This window comes from Rahnella sp. RFA10(1/100) (assembly GCF_004195115.1).
GTDB lineage: Bacteria > Pseudomonadota > Gammaproteobacteria > Enterobacterales > Enterobacteriaceae > Rahnella > Rahnella perminowiae.
The window spans coordinates 323,070-341,422 of sequence record NZ_SEWR01000005.1; the positions used below are offsets into that span (position 1 = coordinate 323,070).

General features: G+C 51.3%; 18 protein-coding genes and 1 pseudogene. 1 reads left to right on the plus strand and 18 read right to left on the minus strand.

What is annotated here, in order from left to right; genetic code table 11:
* Window position 1: 1 nt before the first annotated feature.
* A complete protein-coding gene (locus ETV65_RS17105; protein WP_165383754.1) occupies window positions 2–445 on the minus strand; it encodes a fructose PTS transporter subunit IIA in 444 nt (147 codons plus the stop codon).
* A 129-nt stretch (window positions 446–574) separates the two neighbouring features.
* Window positions 575–1,381: pseudogene (locus ETV65_RS17110) on the minus strand (sugar phosphate isomerase/epimerase); the annotation flags it as partial.
* 110 nt (window positions 1,382–1,491) lie between these two features.
* Between ETV65_RS17110 and ETV65_RS17115 the strand changes: the two are divergent.
* Window positions 1,492–2,184, plus strand: coding sequence for a TetR family transcriptional regulator (locus ETV65_RS17115; RefSeq protein ID WP_129954119.1), 693 nt, complete (start codon window positions 1,492–1,494; stop codon window positions 2,182–2,184).
* Between the two features lie 84 nt (window positions 2,185–2,268).
* On the opposite strand, the gene phoU is transcribed toward ETV65_RS17115, so the two are convergent.
* The 16 genes from phoU to atpB form a co-directional block, all read right to left on the minus strand.
* Window positions 2,269–3,000 carry a phosphate signaling complex protein PhoU gene (phoU, locus tag ETV65_RS17120; protein WP_112290873.1) on the minus strand — a complete coding sequence of 244 codons (732 nt, stop codon included), beginning with the start codon at window positions 2,998–3,000 and terminating at the stop codon, window positions 2,269–2,271.
* A 10-nt stretch (window positions 3,001–3,010) separates the two neighbouring features.
* A complete protein-coding gene (pstB, locus tag ETV65_RS17125; protein WP_015699287.1) occupies window positions 3,011–3,787 on the minus strand; it encodes a phosphate ABC transporter ATP-binding protein PstB in 777 nt (258 codons plus the stop codon).
* A 90-nt stretch (window positions 3,788–3,877) separates the two neighbouring features.
* Window positions 3,878–4,765 carry a phosphate ABC transporter permease PstA gene (gene pstA / locus ETV65_RS17130; RefSeq protein ID WP_129954121.1) on the minus strand — a complete coding sequence of 296 codons (888 nt, stop codon included), beginning with the start codon at window positions 4,763–4,765 and terminating at the stop codon, window positions 3,878–3,880.
* Window position 4,766: 1 nt separating this feature from the next.
* On the minus strand, window positions 4,767–5,723 hold the full coding sequence (gene pstC / locus ETV65_RS17135) for a phosphate ABC transporter permease PstC (protein ID WP_129954123.1): 957 nt from the start codon (window positions 5,721–5,723) through the stop codon (window positions 4,767–4,769).
* Between the two features lie 192 nt (window positions 5,724–5,915).
* Entirely contained in the window at window positions 5,916–6,956 is a 1,041-nt protein-coding gene (gene pstS, locus ETV65_RS17140; RefSeq protein WP_129954125.1) for a phosphate ABC transporter substrate-binding protein PstS, read from the minus strand.
* Window positions 6,957–7,172: 216 nt separating this feature from the next.
* Window positions 7,173–8,060 (minus strand): 23S rRNA pseudouridine(2604) synthase RluF, encoded by an 888-nt coding sequence (rluF, locus tag ETV65_RS17145; protein ID WP_129954127.1) that lies wholly within the window; start codon window positions 8,058–8,060, stop codon window positions 7,173–7,175.
* 178 nt (window positions 8,061–8,238) lie between these two features.
* On the minus strand, window positions 8,239–10,068 hold the full coding sequence (gene glmS, locus ETV65_RS17150) for a glutamine--fructose-6-phosphate transaminase (isomerizing) (RefSeq protein ID WP_129954129.1): 1,830 nt from the start codon (window positions 10,066–10,068) through the stop codon (window positions 8,239–8,241).
* 132 nt (window positions 10,069–10,200) lie between these two features.
* Window positions 10,201–11,571, minus strand: a complete 1,371-nt coding sequence (glmU, locus tag ETV65_RS17155; RefSeq protein ID WP_129954131.1) for a bifunctional UDP-N-acetylglucosamine diphosphorylase/glucosamine-1-phosphate N-acetyltransferase GlmU — start codon at window positions 11,569–11,571, stop codon at window positions 10,201–10,203.
* Between the two features lie 271 nt (window positions 11,572–11,842).
* Window positions 11,843–12,265, minus strand: coding sequence for a F0F1 ATP synthase subunit epsilon (locus ETV65_RS17160; RefSeq protein WP_101077831.1), 423 nt, complete (start codon window positions 12,263–12,265; stop codon window positions 11,843–11,845).
* A 27-nt stretch (window positions 12,266–12,292) separates the two neighbouring features.
* Window positions 12,293–13,675, minus strand: a complete 1,383-nt coding sequence (gene atpD, locus ETV65_RS17165) for a F0F1 ATP synthase subunit beta (RefSeq protein ID WP_013577684.1) — start codon at window positions 13,673–13,675, stop codon at window positions 12,293–12,295.
* A 32-nt stretch (window positions 13,676–13,707) separates the two neighbouring features.
* Window positions 13,708–14,571, minus strand: coding sequence for a F0F1 ATP synthase subunit gamma (gene atpG, locus ETV65_RS17170; RefSeq protein WP_013577683.1), 864 nt, complete (start codon window positions 14,569–14,571; stop codon window positions 13,708–13,710).
* Window positions 14,572–14,642: 71 nt separating this feature from the next.
* Window positions 14,643–16,184: a F0F1 ATP synthase subunit alpha gene (atpA, locus tag ETV65_RS17175; RefSeq protein WP_013577682.1), complete on the minus strand. Its 1,542-nt coding sequence runs from the start codon at window positions 16,182–16,184 to the stop codon at window positions 14,643–14,645.
* 12 nt (window positions 16,185–16,196) lie between these two features.
* Window positions 16,197–16,730, minus strand: a complete 534-nt coding sequence (gene atpH, locus ETV65_RS17180; protein ID WP_015699277.1) for a F0F1 ATP synthase subunit delta — start codon at window positions 16,728–16,730, stop codon at window positions 16,197–16,199.
* Window positions 16,731–16,744: 14 nt separating this feature from the next.
* Complete coding sequence (gene atpF, locus ETV65_RS17185; protein ID WP_120133800.1) at window positions 16,745–17,215, minus strand: F0F1 ATP synthase subunit B; 471 nt, start codon at window positions 17,213–17,215, stop codon at window positions 16,745–16,747.
* Between the two features lie 65 nt (window positions 17,216–17,280).
* Window positions 17,281–17,520, minus strand: coding sequence for a F0F1 ATP synthase subunit C (gene atpE, locus ETV65_RS17190; protein ID WP_004093904.1), 240 nt, complete (start codon window positions 17,518–17,520; stop codon window positions 17,281–17,283).
* A gap of 49 nt (window positions 17,521–17,569) precedes the next feature.
* Window positions 17,570–18,352, minus strand: coding sequence for a F0F1 ATP synthase subunit A (gene atpB, locus ETV65_RS17195; RefSeq protein WP_129954133.1), 783 nt, complete (start codon window positions 18,350–18,352; stop codon window positions 17,570–17,572).
* Window position 18,353 lies beyond the last annotated feature (1 nt).

Genomic DNA, 18,353 nt, shown 5'->3' on the forward strand with positions numbered 1-18,353 from the left:
GTCAGGAAATAGCGTTGAAAATCAGCTCAACAATGCCGTGTTCATCACGGGTTTTGAGTGCTGCGATAAAATCTGGATTGACCATTTTCCGACACAGTTTAGACAGTAACAACGTGTCGGCGTCTGAACCATTTTCGGGGATCATCAGACACAGCCAGCAGGAAACCGGCTCATCATCTGAGGCATTCCATGTGACCGGATGCGCAGTTCTGGCTACCAGAATACCGGGGGATGTGACACAGGCAGAACGGGTATGCGGCAGCGCGACGCCGTCACCAAATCCAGTAGAGCCATGTAGTTCACGCACGGCGAGTGCCTGCGCAAAAATTTTAGGACTGTTAATTTTTCCAAGGCCAGCGGCCATTTCGGCCAGCTCATGGAGGATTTCAGCCTGTGTACGGCCGCGAAGGGAAAGGTTTATCGCCTGAGAAGAGAAAAGCGTCATGATGAAAACATCCATGTGAGAACAGGGTTTTCAGTATAAACAAAGCGCAGTGGGCGAATGATCGCCAATATGTCACGTCAGGAATGACATATTGGCAATGAATCAGTTTTCAGAGGCGGACGGGTCGTAAGCCTGCATCCGCTTTTCCAGCTCAGTCAGGGAGCGCAGGCCATCGGCCAGTGGCAAGGTTTTATCATTAAAGATTTCCAGTGACCACGGGCCCGTGAAACCTTTACGGTTCAGCGTGCTGACGAAATCTACCAGCGGTAAATCACCCTGGCCGGGATAACAGCGGTAACTGCGGCTCCACTGCTGCACGTTCATGTCCTTAAACGGCGCATCGGCCAGTTGCAGGAAACTGATTTTTTCCAGCGGCACTTCATCCAGACGGTCCAGATTGTCACCCACCGCTAAAATATGAAAACTGTCGAGCACAATACCCAGCGCCGGGCTATTCACCTCGCGCACCCGATCCCACGCCTGACGGTAGCGGTTGATATGCTTCCCCCATGCCAGTGCTTCATAGCCAATGCGGATAGCATACGGCTGCGCCATTGCGGCCAGCGCCGCGAGATCGGCAATCTGTACCTCGCGCTCCGGCGAACTGGCGGGATCAGTATTGCTGCACACCAGTAAATGGTCGCATCCCAGTTCGCTCATCAGATCGAACTGACGGCGTGCGCTGGCAAGTTTTTCAACCCGCTTCTCCGCAGGCACCCCTTCGAAATCACGGAAAGGTTGCAGCAGGAAAATGCGCAGGCCGAGGGAATCGGCCAGGTTACGGATAGCCGCCGGTTTGACCGGACTTTTAAGTAAATCATCTTCGAATATCTCTACACCATCAAACCCTGCCGCCGCAATAGCAGTGAGTTTTTCTGGCAAAGTTCCTGGTACTGAAACTGTCGCAATAGAATGTAACCGGGTTGTTGCAGGCAAAATGGCGTCCTTTAATTCAGGCTTCGATACTTACAGTAGTGAACCCTCATGCCACGTTCGTCAAGTGCGGCGAAGTTGTATGAACGCACAGATTGTATCTGGACGAAGCAATGGTTAATCTCTGTGGCGAGAATGGGGTTAATGAAGAGGATAAGACGCTGAGCAGCCAAAATTCCCCGGCGCCGGGACGTAAAAATGATCCGATAGGGCTCAGGCAGCGCATTTTCGACAGTGCTCTGGCTGAATTCGCTGAATCCGGTCTGATGGGCGCGCGCATGGAAAACATTGCCTCCAATGCCCGTACTACGAAACGTATGGTGGTCTATCACTATAAGACCAAAGAAGCCCTGTATATGCTGGTGCTGGAGCACGTTTATCGCGGTATTCGTCAGCATGAACTGGAACTGGACTTATCTTCCCTGCCACCGGCGGAAGCGATCGTTAAACTGGTGGAAGCCAGCTTTGATTTCCATGTCTCTCATCCGGAATTCATCCGTATTGTGTCCACGGAAAACATGCTGCGTGGCCGGTTTATCCGCCAGTCCACCAGCATCCGTGAAATTAACAAAACGGCATTAACGCTGCTGGAAGATATCCTTGAACGTGGTAAACAAAGCCATCTGTTTAAGGATGATGCGCAGGCGCGTGACGTTCACCGCCTCATCAGCAGCCTGTGTGTGCACCAGGTCGCTAACCAATATACGTTCGGCGCTTTGTTTGAAAATCCGGATGAAGGGGATTTACAGACCGCCCATTATCGCCAGCTGGCTGTCATGGTTGCCCTGCGATATGTGATGAAATAATTGTGTTGATCGGACGCTGGTATCGATCTGAAAGCAAAAAGGCCTCGTCTGAGGCCTTTTTTGTGCGGCAATCTCAGCAAACCGTTATTCTTTCGGCGCGTCTTTGCCGTCTGTCAGTAATTTATCCAGTGCGTCACCGCCGACATGACGGAAATCCTGACCTTTCACGAAGTAGAAAATGAACTCGCAAATGTTCTGGCAGCGGTCACCGATACGCTCGATAGAACGGGCGCAGAACAGCGCGGTCAGCACGCTTGGAATCGTCCGCGGATCTTCCATCATGTAAGTCATCAGCTGGCGCACGATGCCTTCATATTCCTGATCCACTTTTTTGTCTTCACGGTAAATACGCACCGCTTCGTCAAGATCCATACGTGCAAAAGCATCCAGCACATCATGCAGCATCTCTACGGTATGACGCCCCAGCGATTCCAGGCTGACCAGCAACGGCTGGTGCAAATGTGAGAATTTTTCCAGCGCCGTGCGGCAGATTTTATCGGCCACATCACCGATACGCTCGAGTTCAGAAATGGTTTTGATAATCGCCATCACCAGACGTAAATCGCTGGCGGTTGGCTGGCGCTTGGCAATGATGCGCACACAAGCTTCGTCGATCGCCACTTCCATCAGGTTAACTTTGTCATCGCCTTTGATAACGCGTTGCGCCAGTTCGGCATCCTGATTGTGCATCGCAGTGATGGCATCAGTCAGTTGTTGCTCAACCAGGCCACCCATCGCCAGAACCTGTGTGCGGATGTGCTCAAGCTCTGCATTAAACTGGCCAGAAATGTGTTTGTTTAAGTTCAGGTTATCCATTCTTTTTACCTCAACCGTAGCGGCCAGTAATGTAATCTTCAGTCTGTTTGCGCGCTGGTGAAGTGAACAGCGAGTCAGTGTCGCTGTATTCGATCAGTTCGCCCAGATACATAAACGCAGTGCGATCTGAACAACGCGCAGCCTGCTGCATGTTGTGGGTCACAATCACCACGGTGTAATCAGATTTTAGCTCGGTGATCAGTTCTTCGATACGACCGGTAGAAATTGGATCGAGCGCGGAGCAAGGTTCATCGAGCAATAAAACGTCAGGGCGGATCGCAATACCACGCGCGATACACAGACGCTGTTGCTGACCGCCGGACAGGCTATAACCGCTCTGGTGCAGCTTGTCTTTGGATTCATTCCACAGCGCGGCTTTAGTCAGCGCCCATTGCACGCGCTCATCCATGTCCGTGCGGGACAACTTCTCAAACAGGCGGACACCAAACGCAATGTTGTCATAAATTGACATCGGAAACGGCGTCGGTTTCTGGAAGACCATGCCAACTTTGGCACGCAGCAGCGCGATATCTTGCTTATCAACCAGTATGTTTTCGCCATCAAGCAGGATTTCACCTTCAGCATGCTGTTCCGGATACAACTGGTACATTTTGTTAAACGTACGCAGCAGCGTGGATTTGCCACAACCTGAAGGGCCGATGAATGCCGTGACTTCGTTCTTAGCAATATCCAGGGAAATATTTTTCAGCGCGTGGAATTTGCCGTAATAAAAGTTCAGATCACGAACCTGAATTTTGCTGTTGGATGCGTCAGTCATTCGACTCATTAAGACATCTCTCTTTTTCGTGCGCCGCATGGCGACGCCGGGTAAACAGTGACAGCAGCCGTTATCGCCTGCCATCAATAATGAATTAACTTATTGCTTTTTCGGGGCAAAAATCACACGCGCCAGGATGTTCAGTAACAGCACACAAACCGTAATCAGCAGCACGCCCGCCCAGGCCAGTTGTTGCCATTCGCCGAACGGGCTCATCGCAAACTTAAAGATGGTGACCGGCAGGTTAGCAATCGGCTGCATCATGTCGGTGCTCCAGAACTGATTGGAGAGCGAGGTGAACAGCAGCGGCGCGGTTTCACCGGCAATACGGGCAATCGCCAACAGTATCCCGGTAATAATGCCGGAAACAGAGGCTTTCAGCGTGATGGCTGAGATCATTTTCCACTTCGGCGTACCCAGCGCATAAGCCGCTTCACGCAGGCTGTCCGGCACCAGTTTCAGCATATTTTCCGTGGTGCGGATAACAATCGGGATCTGTAACAGCGCCAGCGCCAGCACACCCGCCCATCCTGAGAAATGCCCCATTTTTGCCACCATGATGGTGTACACAAACAAGCCCACCACAATCGATGGCGCGGAGAGCAGGATGTCGTTAATAAAACGGATGAATTCCGCCAGCCAGGATTTACGACCATATTCGGCGAGATAAATCCCGGCCATGACGCCCAGTGGCGTACCAATCAACGTGGCCCATAAAATCAGTAATCCGCTGCCCGCAATGGCATTAGCCAGACCACCGCCTGCCGTATTCGGTGGCGGGGTGTTCTGCATGAACAGCGCCAGCGACATTCCGTCAACACCTTTAACGATAGTGGTGAACAGGATCCACACCAGCCAGAACAGGCCAAACGCCATGGTCAGCATGGAGATCATCAGTGCCAGACGGTTTTTCTGACGGCGCCACGCCTGACGTTTTCGACGCGATTCCAGCAGCGCCGGGGTACTTTGCATGTCGAGTGTCGTCATCTTAACGGCCCTCTTTCTTAGCCAGACGCAGGATCATCATTTTCGACAGCGCCAGAACAATAAAGGTAATGACGAACAGGATCAGTCCCAGTTCCATCAGTGCAGAGGTGTGCAATCCGGCTTCCGCTTCGGCAAATTCGTTCGCCAGTGCGGAGGTAATACTGTTGCCCGGCGCGTACAGCGATGCGCTGTCGAGCTGGTAGGTGTTACCGATAATGAAGGTCACCGCCATGGTCTCGCCAAGTGCGCGTCCCAGGCCTAACATCACGCCACCAATCACACCATTTTTGGTGAACGGCAGCACGATGCGCCAGATCACCTCCCATGTGGTGCAACCAATGCCGTAAGCAGATTCTTTCATCATCACCGGCGTTTGTTCGAATACATCACGCATAACGGAAGCTATATACGGGATGATCATAATGGCGAGAATGACACCTGCCGCCAGAATACCGATACCGAAACCCGGGCCGGCAAACAGTTCGCCAACAATCGGGATACCGGAAAGCACGTCGCCCACCGGCGTCTGGAAATATTGCGCAAACAGCGGGGCGAAAACGAACAGACCCCACATGCCATAAACAATACTGGGGATAGCCGCCAGCAGTTCAATAGCAATCCCCAGCGGGCGCTTCATCCAGTTAGGTGCAAGCTCGGTGAGAAATAATGCGATGCCAAAGCTCACCGGAACAGCAATCAGCAGGGCAATAATGGAGGTTACAACCGTGCCATAAATCGGCACCAGTGCACCAAATTGTTGGTTCGGCGCATCCCAGGTTTTCGTCCACAGGAAGGATAATCCGAACTTTTCAATGCTCGGCAGAGAAGCAATAAACAGCGAGACGATAATGCCGCCCAGCATAAATAGCACTATCAGCGCTGCCAGTTTAACCAGCGCGCCGAAGATGATGTCACCGTTTTTGCCAGGTGCCTTGATAGCCGGCTTGTATTCAGCCATACCACTCTCTTTTAATTCAGATTTAATTCCCTCCCCGGCCGGAGAGGGAATGAAGCAGAGTTACTATACCCAAAATAATTGGAGTTGCACCAAGGCAGCAAGCAAGTGAATCCCGATGAGCTTACTCAAGTAAGTGATTCGGGTGAACGAGCGCAGCTAACGCCGGTGCAGCTTCAGGTATGACGGGTATTCCTAGTACAGTGCTTTACCGCTGCTGTCTTTGATGTTGGTCTTCCAGGCTGCACGGATCTGCTCTACAACAGAGGCTGGCAGTGCGGCATAGTCCAAATCAGTTGTCAGTTTGGTGCCATTTTTGTAGGCCCAGTCGAAGAACTTCAGCACTTCTGCGCCCTTCGCTGCATCTTGCTGATCTTTGTAAACCAGGATGAAAGTGGTGGAGCTGATTGGCCACGCATTATCACCTTTCTGATTGGTCAGGTCCTGAGCGAAGGTTTTGCTCCAGTCAGCGCCTTTAGCAGCTGCACTGAAGGAGGCTTCCGTCGGGCTGATAGCTTTGCCGTCTGCATCGACCAGCTTGGTATAAGCCAGGTTATTTTGCTTAGCATAAGCATATTCAACGTAACCGATTGAACCTGGCAGACGCTGTACGAATGCGGCCACACCGTCATTGCCTTTGCCACCGAGACCCGTTGGCCAGTTCACCGTTGAACCTGCACCGATTTTGTCTTTCCACTCGCTGTTGACTTTCGCCAGATAGCTGGTGAATACGAACGAAGTACCGGAACCGTCAGCACGACGCACCACTGCGATGTTGGTGTCTGGCAATTTCACACCCGGGTTCAGCTTAGTGATCGCTGCGTCGTTCCACTTTTTGATTTTACCGAGGTAAATGTCACCCAGCGTTGCGCCATCGAGTGTCAGCTGACCAGATTTGATGCCAGGGATGTTAACAGCCAGCACCACGCCACCGATCACGGTAGGGAACTGGAACAGGCCATTTTTATTCAGATCTTCTTCTTTCATCGGTGCATCAGATGCGCCGAAATCAACGGTCTTGGCGATGATTTGTTTTACACCGCCGGAAGAACCGATGCCCTGGTAGTTCACCTGAGTACCGGTTGCTTTCTGATATGCGTCAGCCCACTTAGCGTAGACAGGTGCGGGGAAGGTGCCGCCAGCGCCAGTCAGGTTAGTGGCAGCGAAAGCAGACATTGCTGTGAGGGAGAAAGTCGCTGCTACAAGACCGGCGACGGTGTTACGCATCAATTTCATGTTCCACTCCTGGTGGTTTTAAACTTCCCGACTGATGTCGACGTTAATTAAAGTGTTTGGCACAGGAGGAAAATAGGACAGTTTAGTGACAGTAAAATGTACGTTATATGACAGTTTTATGACACCGTTCACAATTCGAACCACCCGGGCAATATGAAGGTGTTTTAAGCGGGAAAAGCCGGTTATTACACCGGCAGATAATGAAAAACAGGTAAATTAACGCCCTTTTTTCTTACGACCAGGCTGGGCAAAACGCTTGCGGGATGCAGAATTAGTTTCAGGTTTTTCGGTATTTTTTGTTTTTGTGGCAGCCGGTTTTGTGACAACCGCTTTTTTAGCCTGAGTATGGTTTGCCTGCGTTTTTTTCGCCGGTTTATCTTCAGACGAGGAGTTTTCAATCAGCCTGAATAACTCGATCAATTCATCATCGGTTAAATCCCGCCATTCTCCCGGTGGAACACCTTTCAGGTTGATGTTCATAATACGCACGCGCTCAAGCTTAGTGACTTCATAACCGAAGTGCTTACACATACGGCGGATCTGTCGGTTAAGCCCCTGTACCAGCGTAATACGAAACACCATGGGTGCTTCTTTCTTTACTTTGCATTTCTTGGTCACCGTGCCAAGCATCGGCACGCCAGCACCCATACCTGCAATAAATTCGTCAGTGATCGGTTTATTAACGGTCACGATGTACTCTTTTTCGTGATCATTACCGGCACGCAGGATTTTATTGACCAGATCGCCATGGTTAGTCAGTAAAATCAGCCCCTGAGAATCTTTATCCAGACGGCCAATCGGGAAGACACGCTTGCTGTGATTGACGAAATCACGGATATTGTCCCGCTCCCCCTCTTCCATCGTGGTGATAATACCTACCGGCTTGTTCAGCGCGATAAGCACCAGATCTTCTTCATCACGTGGCTCGATAAGCTGACCGTTAACTTTCACCACGTCTGTGGCAAACACCTGAGCCCCCACTGCGGCACGCCTGCCGTTGATGAAAACATTTCCCTGTTCGATGTAACGATCGGCATCGCGGCGTGAGCAGATACCGCTCTCGCTAATGTATTTGTTAAGACGAATGGAGGAATTGGTCAGCATTCAGCGGGGTACCTTCAGAAAAACGCGAACTATACCTTATCCGGGGCGGGTTACGAAGCCTGAGAGGGGAGAATCGTGATCGGCTGCCGGGAAAGTGGGGAATCAGGCAAAAACATTCTGAAAATAGAAAAGCGCCCCGGGAGGCGCTTATATATCGCATAGCTGAAACCGGACAGTCTTATTCGACAGTCACAGATTTCGCCAGGTTACGTGGCTGGTCAACGTCGGTACCTTTAATCAGGGCAACGTAGTAGGACAGCAACTGTAGCGGAACGGTATAGAAAATAGGTGCGACAATTTCCTCAACATGTGGCAGCTGGATAATCTTCATGCCTTCACTGTCGGTAAAACCGGCATCCTGATCGGCAAAGACATACAGCAAACCGCCACGGGCGCGCACTTCTTCGATATTCGATTTCAGTTTTTCCAGCAATTCGTTATTTGGTGCCACCACGATCACCGGCATATCTGCGTCAATCAGCGCCAGCGGACCATGCTTCAGCTCACCCGCCGCATAGGCTTCCGCGTGAATATAAGAAATCTCTTTCAGCTTCAGCGCACCTTCCATCGCAATCGGATACTGATCACCACGGCCAAGGAACAGAGCGTGATGTTTATCAGAAAAACCTTCGGCCAGCGTTTCGATGGTTTTATCCAGCGACAACATTTGTTCGATACGCGCAGGCAACGCCTGGAGCGCGTGAACAATATCGTGCTCAACGTGCGGATTCATCCCTTTCAGGCGCCCCATACGCGCCACCAGCATCAGCAGAACGGTCAGTTGTGTGGTGAACGCTTTGGTTGATGCCACGCCGATTTCGGTGCCTGCTTTGGTCATCAGCGCCAGATCGGATTCACGCACCAATGAAGAACCGGCTACGTTACACACTGCCAGAGAACCGAGATAACCCAGCTCTTTTGACAAACGCAGCGCGGCCAGCGTATCTGCCGTTTCACCAGACTGAGAAAGCGTGATGATCAGGCTGCCCGGACGAACGGCAGATTTGCGATAGCGAAACTCTGAAGCGATCTCAACATCACAAGGCATGCCAGCCAGTGACTCAAACCAGTAACGCGCCACCATTCCCGAGTTATATGACGTGCCACAGGCGATAATCTGCACATGTTGAACACGCGATAAGATTTCGTCCGCTTTTTCGCCCAGCTCGCTGAGGTTCACTTCACCGTGGCTGAAACGCCCTTCCAGGGTGTTTTTGATTGCCAGCGGCTGTTCGTAGATCTCTTTTTGCATATAGTGACGGTATACGCCTTTATCACCGGCGTCGTACTGCACTTTAGATTCAATTTCTTCACGCTCAACGGCATGGCCGGTTTTATCATAAACGCTGACAGAACGGCGTTTAATTTCAGCCACATCCCCTTCTTCAAGGAACAGGAAGCGACGGGTCACAGGTAACAGTGCCAACTGGTCGGAAGCAATGAAGTTTTCCCCAACGCCACGACCAATCACCAGCGGGCTACCGGAACGGGCGGCCACCAGGACAGACGGGTCGCGCCTGTCCATCACTACAGTACCGTAAGCGCCACGCAGTTGCGGGATCACACGCTGTACGACTTCCAGCAGCGTACCGCCCTGAAGTTGTTCCCAATGCACCAGATGTGCGATCACTTCAGTATCCGTTTCAGAATCAAAACGGTAGCCGCGTTCAGTCAGTAATTCACGCAGAGGTTCGTGGTTTTCGATAATACCGTTATGCACGACGGCAATGTAATCAGATACATGCGGGTGAGCATTCGCTTCAGAAGGTTCGCCATGAGTGGCCCATCGCGTGTGAGCAATACCGGTGCCGCCCTGCAAAGGATGTTCGTCCAGTGCATCAGCCAGCATCTGGACTTTACCCAGACGACGTAAGCGGCCCATTTTTCCCGCAGCATCAATGACAGCCAGCCCGGCGGAGTCATAACCGCGGTATTCGAGACGACGTAAACCTTCCAACAGAATTTCAGCAATATCGCGTTGCGCTACTGCGCCTACAATTCCACACATCAGTTTTATTCCTAATGAAGGTCCTTTCGGGACCTTTTTTGATGCCTGACCTGATTTATCCACAAGCCCCGTTTTCCGGTGTACTTGCGGTTCCCCGAGCCTTGTAGAGAGTGGGGGATTATTATGAACAGCTTATTTTTTCTTTACCGGTTTCTGCCAGTCTGGTTTATGTAACTGAGGCACCCGGCTTAACACTAAACCCTTGTCCGGCACGTCGCGGGTGACCGTTGTACCGGCGGCGATGGTCACGTTATTCCCCACTGTCACGGGCGCGACCAGTTGAGAATCTGAACCCACAAAGACATCGTTACCGATGATGGTCTTATGCTTGTTTACACCGTCGTAGTTACAGGTGATGGTACCCGCGCCGATATTAACGTTATCCCCTATATCAGCATCACCAAGATAGGAGAGATGGCCCGCTTTTGAGCCTTTGCCGAGACGCGCTTTTTTGATTTCAACGAAATTGCCAACATGCGCACCTTCTGCCAGTTCAGCGCCGGGACGCAGACGGGCAAAAGGCCCGACCGTACAGCCGCTTTCCAGCACTGCATCTTCGAATACGCTGTACGGACTGACTTCGCAATCGTCGCCGATAACGCAATTTTTCAGCACACAGCCTGCGCCGATCTTGACGCGGTCACCCAGTTTTACGTGACCTTCGATAATGACATTGGTATCTATCAGTACGTCGATACCGTGCGACAGTTCGCCACGCAGATCAAACCGCGCCGGATCCATCAGCATTACGCCTTCGAGCAACAGACGCTCTGCCTGTTCACTCTGATATACGCGTTCAAGACGGGACAGTTGCAGGCGGTTATTCACACCATCCACCTCACTGTTACGCGCCGGATGCACCGTCGCGATGATATGTCCTTCGGCGTGCGCCATCGCAATAATGTCCGTGATGTAGTATTCACCCTGCGCATTGTTGTTGCTCAGTTGGCTGAGCCAGCGTTTTAATGACGCGCCATTGGCGACCAGGATGCCGGTGTTAATTTCACGGATTTTCAGCTGTTCTTCGCTGGCATCTTTTTGCTCAATGATGCCGGTAACGATGCCATTCTCACGGACGATACGCCCATAGCCAGTGGGATCATCCAGCACCACCGTCAGTAAACCTATGCCACCTTCCGGTTTGGCTTGCAGTAAATTATTCAGCGTATCGACGGAAATCAGCGGAACATCGCCGTACAGCATCAGGATATCTTCGTCATCGGCAAAATAAGGCGCCGCCTGCTGCATCGCATGACCGGTCCCCAGTTGCTCTGCCTGCAATACCCAGTTCAGATCACTGCCCGCCAGATTTTTCTTCAATAAATCGCCACCGTGACCATAGACCAGATGCACGTTGCGGGCGCCGACCTGCGTAGCCGCATCAATAACGTGCTGGACCATTGGCTTGCCCGCCAAGGAATGAAGAACTTTTGGAAGGTTGGAATACATGCGTGTTCCCTTGCCCGCGGCAAGGATCACCACACTCAGTGTGCTGTTCGACATAGGTAACCTGACAAATCCAATTTGAGTGACAAATGTAATCCGTTCAATGGACGGATTACTACATATTTCGCTTCAAAAACCACCCGAAAGCCGCAGCCAGCAAGGGTTGAACACGACATAGACTACAGCAAAAAAACGGAGGGTAAAGCGTCCACTAATCGTCCAAGTATTCCACTAAAATCGAAAATTAACCTTGGGGAAATGACTGAAAATACGCTTTTTTAAAAACAAAAAAAAAGCGACCCGAAGGTCGCTTTTTAAACTGATTTAGTTACATCGCTTTTCTGGTTAGTTCGATAACGCGAAGTTTCGCGATCGCCTTAGCCAGTTCCGCTGACGCCTGAGCGTAATCAACGTCGCCGTGAGAACCACTAATGTGTTCTTCTGCTTTGCGCTTAGCTTCAAGCGCTCGCGCTTCGTCGAGGTCTTGCCCACGGATTGCAGTATCAGCCAACACGGTCGTTGCATTCGGTTGCACCTCAAGGATGCCGCCGGAAAGATAGATATACTCTTCTTCACCGTGTTCTTTAACAATGCGCACCATGCCAGGCTTGATGGCGGTGAGCAGCGGAGCATGCCCCGGGAAAATACCCAGTTCGCCTTCGCTACCCGTCACCTGGATCTTTTGTACCATGCCGGCAAACATACGTTTTTCCGCACTGACAACATCCAGATGGTAAGCTTTTTCAGCCATGTCATCCTCTCTCACAACAAGCTAGCGTTACAGTTTCTTGGCTTTTTCCACTGCTTCATCAATGGTGCCAACCATGTAGAACGCTTGTTCCGGCAGGTGATCGTAGTCGCCGTCCATAATGCCTTTGAAACCACGAATGGTATCTTTCAGCGATACGAACTTGCCCGGAGAACCGGTAAAGACTTCGGCCACGAAGAATGGCTGGGACAGGAAGCGCTGAATTTTACGCGCACGGGATACAACCAGTTTGTCATCTTCTGACAACTCGTCCATACCCAGGATCGCGATGATGTCTTTCAGTTCCTGGTAACGTTGCAGAATAGACTGCACGCCACGAGCCACATCGTAGTGTTCCTGACCAACAACCAGTGGATCCAGCTGACGGCTGGTGGAATCCAGTGGGTCAACCGCCGGGTAAATACCCAGTGACGCGATCTGACGACTCAGAACCACGGTCGCATCTAAGTGAGCGAAGGTGGTAGCAGGTGATGGGTCAGTCAAGTCATCCGCAGGAACGTAAACGGCCTGTACGGAGGTGATGGAACCACTTTTGGTAGAGGTGATACGTTCTTGCAGAGCGCCCATCTCTTCCGCCAGCGTTGGCTGATAACCTACCGCCGATGGCATACGGCCCAGAAGTGCGGACACTTCGGTACCGGCCAGGGTGTAACGGTAAATGTTGTCAACGAACAGCAGTACGTCACGACCTTCATCACGGAATTTCTCCGCCATAGTCAGGCCGGTCAGTGCAACACGCAGACGGTTACCTGGTGGCTCATTCATCTGACCATACACCAGGGAAACTTTGTCGATAACGTTGGAGTCAGTCATTTCGTGGTAGAAGTCATTACCCTCACGAGTACGCTCACCCACGCCTGCAAACACAGAATAACCGGAGTGCTCGATCGCGATGTTACGGATCAGCTCCATCATGTTTACAGTTTTACCTACACCCGCACCACCGAACAGACCGACTTTACCGCCCTTAGCGAACGGACACATCAGGTCCATAACTTTGATACCGGTTTCCAGCAATTCCTGAGAGTTTGCCAGCTCTTCATAAGAAGGCGCAGCACGGTGAATCGCACGACGTTCTTCTTCGCCGATTGCACCTTTCATGTCGATTGGTTCACCCAATACGTTCATGATACGACCCAGAGTCGCTTTACCCACCGGTACTTCAATTGGGTGTTCCAGGTTGTTCACTTTCAGACCGCGACGCAGGCCGTCTGAGGTACCCATTGCGATACAACGAACAACGCCGCCGCCTAACTGTTGCTGTACTTCCAGCACCAGTTTGGAGGTACCGTTTTCTACCTCAAGAGCATTGTACACGTTCGGTACTGCATCCTGAGGGAACTCGACGTCCACCACGGCGCCGATTACCTGGATAATCTTTCCAGTAGCCATCTTGAATCCTCTACGTAATTCGTAAACCTAGCTTAAACCGCGGAGGCTCCCCCGACGATCTCGGTGAGTTCCTGAGTGATGCTGGCCTGACGAGCTTTGTTGTATACCAACTGCAGCTCTTTGATCAGGCTGCCGCCGTTATCGGTTGCGGCTTTCATCGCTACCATTCGCGCGGCCTGTTCGCTGGCCAGGTTTTCTACGACGCCCTGATAAACCTGGGATTCCACATAGCGACGCAGGAGAGTATCCAGCAGTGCTTTAGGGTCCGGCTCATACAGGTAATCCCAGGATTTTTTCGCCAGTTCGCCGTCTTCTGCAGGTGGCAGAGGCAACAACTGAACGATACGTGGTTCCTGGGACATGGTATTGACGAACTTATTGCTAACAACGCATAACTTGTCTAAACGACCTTCGTCGAAAGCCTGCAACATCACTTTCACCGGCCCGATCAGTTCTGACAGAGAAGGGTTATCCCCCATGCCAGTCACCTGAGCAACAACGTTGCCCCCAACGGAGCCGAAGAAAGAAGCTGCTTTGGAACCGATCAGTGCGAGATCAACTTCAACACCTTTTTCGGACCAGCCTTTCATCTCTGACAGCAGTTTCTTGAACAGGTTAATGTTCAGACCACCACAAAGACCACGGTCGGTAGACACCACCAGATACCCGACGCGCTTAATTTCACGCTCATCCAGGTACGGGTGCTTGTATTCCAGATTCCCAAGCGCAAGGTGACCAATCACTTCACGAATGGTTTCTGCATAAGGACGGCTGGCCGCCATGCGATCCTGCGTTTTACGCATTTTGGAGGCGGCGACCATTTCCATCGCTTTAGTGATCTTTTGCGTGTTTTGCACGCTGCTGATCTTACTACGTATCTCTTTTCCGCCGGCCATCTCTGCTTCTCCTCATTACCAAACGGCCTGCTGCTTATCTGCCAGAGGCAGGGCAGCAAGGCCGCGAGGTGTTACCAGGACTGGGTTGCTTTGAAGGTATCAAGGATATTTTTGAATTTACCCTCGATCTCATCGTTATACGCACCAGTTTGGTTGATTTGCTGCAGAAGCTCGCCGTGCTCACGGTCGGCGTAAGCCAACAGTGCCGCTTCGAAGCTACCGACTTTAGACAACTCAACGTCTTCCAGATAACCACGTTCTGCTGCGAAGATAATCAGAGACTGCGCAACGATTGACATCGGAGCGTATTGTTTCTGTTTCAGCAGCTCAGTCACTTTCTGACCGTGGTTCAGCTGTTTACGGGTTGCCTCATCCAGATCTGAAGCGAACTGCGAGAACGCAGCCAGCTCACGATACTGTGCCAGAGCGGTACGAATACCACCGGACAGTTTCTTCATGATCTTAGTCTGAGCAGCACCACCCACACGGGATACCGAAATACCCGGGTTAACCGCAGGACGAATACCGGCGTTGAACAGGTTAGATTCCAGGAAGATCTGACCATCAGTAATCGAAATTACGTTGGTCGGAACGAACGCGGAAACGTCGCCCGCTTGCGTTTCGATGATTGGAAGCGCAGTCAGGGAACCCGTTTTGCCTTTCACTTCACCCTTGGTGAATGCTTCAACATACTCGGCGTTTACACGCGCAGCACGTTCCAGCAGACGGGAGTGGAGATAGAAAACGTCGCCTGGGTAAGCTTCACGACCTGGTGGACGACGAAGCAACAGGGAGATCTGACGGTAAGCAACAGCCTGTTTAGACAGGTCATCATAAACGATCAGTGCGTCTTCACCGCGGTCACGGAAGTATTCACCCATTGCGCAACCGGAGTACGGTGCCAGGTATTGCAGTGCAGCAGATTCTGATGCAGTTGCAACAACAACGATGGTGTTTGCCAGTGCGCCGTGCTCTTCCAGTTTACGAACCACATTAGAAATAGTGGACGCTTTCTGGCCGATAGCCACATAGATACATTTGATGCCGGAATCACGCTGGTTAATGATCGCATCGATCGCCAGAGCGGTTTTACCGGTTTGACGGTCGCCGATGACCAGTTCACGTTGACCACGACCGATTGGGATCATGGCATCAACGGACTTATAACCTGTCTGCACAGGTTCATCGACGGACTGACGTTCGATAACGCCAGGTGCGATCGCTTCAACAGCTGAGAAGCCGTCGTGCTCTACCGGACCTTTACCATCAATTGGCGCACCCAGGGTGTTAACAACGCGACCTAACAGGCCACGGCCAACAGGAACTTCCAGGATACGGCCAGTACATTTTACTTTCATACCTTCGGCGAGGTCAGCGTAAGGGCCCATTACAACGGCACCTACAGAGTCGCGCTCCAGGTTCAGGGCGATAGCGTAACGGTTACCCGGCAACGCAATCATTTCGCCTTGCATGACATCGGCTAAGCCGTGCACGCGGATGATCCCGTCACTGACGGAAACGATAGTACCTTCATTGTGAGCTTCGCTCACCACATTGAACTGAGCAATGCGCTGCTTGATCAGTTCGCTGATTTCGGTGGAATTCAGTTGCATGCTCCAGTCCCCTTAAGACTGCAAGACGTCTGCCAGGCGTTCCAGACGACTGCGAACGCTGCCATCAATCACCATATCACCTGCACGGATTACGACACCGGCAAGAACAGACTTGTCAATTTTGCAATTCAGCTTAACTTTGCGAGACAGACGTTTTTCCATCGCAGCGGCAATTTTTGCCTGCTGTTCTTCCGTAAGCGGATTTGCTGAAGTTACTTCAACTTCAGCAACAGCCTCAAGAGAGGCGCGCAGTTCAATAAACTGCTCCAGTACTTGCGGTAGAACGCGTAAACGTCCATTTTCAGCCATCACCTTAATCAGGTTTTGGCCTGCGTCGTCGAGTTCGTCACCACATACGGCAATAAACGTTTTAGACAAAGTTTCAGGCGCGCTAGCACCGGAAAGCAGTTCTTCGATTTGTTCATTGCGCGTGACTTCAGCCGTGAACGCTAACATGGACTGCCAGCGGTCTAAGCTTTGGTGCTCAACGGCAAAGTCAAAAGCTGCTTTGGCGTAGGGGCGAGCTACAGTTACAAATTCAGACATCAGCCCCTCCCTCCTTACAGTTCAGCGACCAGTTTATCAACGATGTCGCTGTTAGCAGCTTCATCCACGGAACGTTCGATGATCTTCTCGGCGCCAGCAATGGCCAAAATCCCGACTTGCTTACGCAACTCTTCACGGGCGCGTTGGCGTTCGGCGTCAATCTCTGCCTTGGCTTGCGTCACGATCTTGTTACGTTCCTGCTCGGCTTCAGCTTTTGCTTCGTCGACGATTTGGGCTTTACGCTTGTTCGCCTGATCGATGATTACCTGAGCTTCAGCTTTGGCTTTCTTCAGTTGGTCGGTCGCATCGGCTTGCGCTAAGTCCAGCTCTTTTTTTGCGCGTTCTGCGGAAGATAAACCTTCAGAAATTTCTTTCTGACGTTTTTCGATGGCAGCCATAATTGGCGGCCATACGTACTTCATGCAGAACACGACAAACAGGACGAACGCGATAGCCTGGCCGAGGATTGTTGCGTTAAGATTCACAGCACAATGCCTCTTTCAAAGTGAATTATTTGATGTAGTTCGATTAACAGTGAGCAAGCTCAATGTTAGGCGACAGCAAACATCACGTACAGACCCAGACCAACCGCAATCATTGGGATTGCATCGACCAGACCCATAACGATAAAGAACTGTGTACGCAACAGAGGGATCAGGTCAGGCTGACGTGCAGCACCTTCCAAGAATTTACCACCCAAGATGCCGATACCGATTGCAGCACCGATTGCCGCCAGGCCCATCATCACAGCGGCAGCCATGTACAGCAGATCCATACTCAGGTTTTCCATGACAGTCTCCAGTTTGTTTCAGTTAAAACGCAGTAGTGTTGAAAGAAAATCAGTGTTTTTCAGATGCCATCGAGAGATAGACGATCGTCAGAACCATGAAAATAAAGGCTTGCAGCGTAATGATCAGGATGTGGAAAATGGCCCAAGGCACATTCAGGATCCACTGTGACCACCACGGCAACAGGCCAGCAATAAGGATGAAGATCAACTCACCCGCATACATATTGCCAAACAGTCGCAGACCCAGTGAAACTGGTTTAGACAGCAGGCTGACACCTTCAAGAATCAGGTTAATCGGAATGAAAACCGGATGATTGAATGGCTGCATTGTCAGTTCTTTGATGAAACCGCCAAAGCCTTTCATCTTAATGCTATAGAAAAGAATCAGAATGAATACGCCAAGCGCCATGGACAACGTGATGTTCACGTCAGCCGTTGGAACCACACGCAACGCAGGCAGACCAAGCAATTTTTCACCGATAGTCGGCAGCAAATCAATTGGCAGCAAATCCATCAGGTTCATCATAAACACCCAGACGAAGACGGTCAGCGCGAGAGGTGCAATCACTTTGCTCTTGCCGTGATACATGTCACGCACGCTGCTGTCGACGAAACCAACGACCAGTTCAACTGCGGTTTGCAGCTTCCCCGGGACACCGCTGGTGGCGTTTTTGGCTACGCGATGGAAAATAACCAGAAAGAGTACTCCGAGGAACACGGAGAAAAACATCGAATCGATGTTAATCGACCAGAATCCCGTCCCGATCTGAAGCTGAGTCAGATGGTGACTGATATACTCTTGTGGAGTAGAGATTTCTCCTGATGCAGACATG

Coding starts and splice junctions, on each gene's coding strand:
- ETV65_RS17105 (WP_165383754.1), bottom strand. CDS start 445: ATGACGCTTTTCTCTTCTCAGGCGATAAACCTTTCCCTTCGCGGCCGT.
- ETV65_RS17115 (WP_129954119.1), top strand. CDS start 1,492: ATGGTTAATCTCTGTGGCGAGAATGGGGTTAATGAAGAGGATAAGACG.
- phoU (WP_112290873.1), bottom strand. CDS start 3,000: ATGGATAACCTGAACTTAAACAAACACATTTCTGGCCAGTTTAATGCA.
- pstB (WP_015699287.1), bottom strand. CDS start 3,787: ATGAGTCGAATGACTGACGCATCCAACAGCAAAATTCAGGTTCGTGAT.
- pstA (WP_129954121.1), bottom strand. CDS start 4,765: ATGACGACACTCGACATGCAAAGTACCCCGGCGCTGCTGGAATCGCGT.
- pstC (WP_129954123.1), bottom strand. CDS start 5,723: ATGGCTGAATACAAGCCGGCTATCAAGGCACCTGGCAAAAACGGTGAC.
- pstS (WP_129954125.1), bottom strand. CDS start 6,956: ATGAAATTGATGCGTAACACCGTCGCCGGTCTTGTAGCAGCGACTTTC.
- rluF (WP_129954127.1), bottom strand. CDS start 8,060: ATGCTGACCAATTCCTCCATTCGTCTTAACAAATACATTAGCGAGAGC.
- glmS (WP_129954129.1), bottom strand. CDS start 10,068: ATGTGTGGAATTGTAGGCGCAGTAGCGCAACGCGATATTGCTGAAATT.
- glmU (WP_129954131.1), bottom strand. CDS start 11,571: ATGTCGAACAGCACACTGAGTGTGGTGATCCTTGCCGCGGGCAAGGGA.
- ETV65_RS17160 (WP_101077831.1), bottom strand. CDS start 12,265: ATGGCTGAAAAAGCTTACCATCTGGATGTTGTCAGTGCGGAAAAACGT.
- atpD (WP_013577684.1), bottom strand. CDS start 13,675: ATGGCTACTGGAAAGATTATCCAGGTAATCGGCGCCGTGGTGGACGTC.
- atpG (WP_013577683.1), bottom strand. CDS start 14,571: ATGGCCGGCGGAAAAGAGATACGTAGTAAGATCAGCAGCGTGCAAAAC.
- atpA (WP_013577682.1), bottom strand. CDS start 16,184: ATGCAACTGAATTCCACCGAAATCAGCGAACTGATCAAGCAGCGCATT.
- atpH (WP_015699277.1), bottom strand. CDS start 16,730: ATGTCTGAATTTGTAACTGTAGCTCGCCCCTACGCCAAAGCAGCTTTT.
- atpE (WP_004093904.1), bottom strand. CDS start 17,520: ATGGAAAACCTGAGTATGGATCTGCTGTACATGGCTGCCGCTGTGATG.
- atpB (WP_129954133.1), bottom strand. CDS start 18,352: ATGTCTGCATCAGGAGAAATCTCTACTCCACAAGAGTATATCAGTCAC.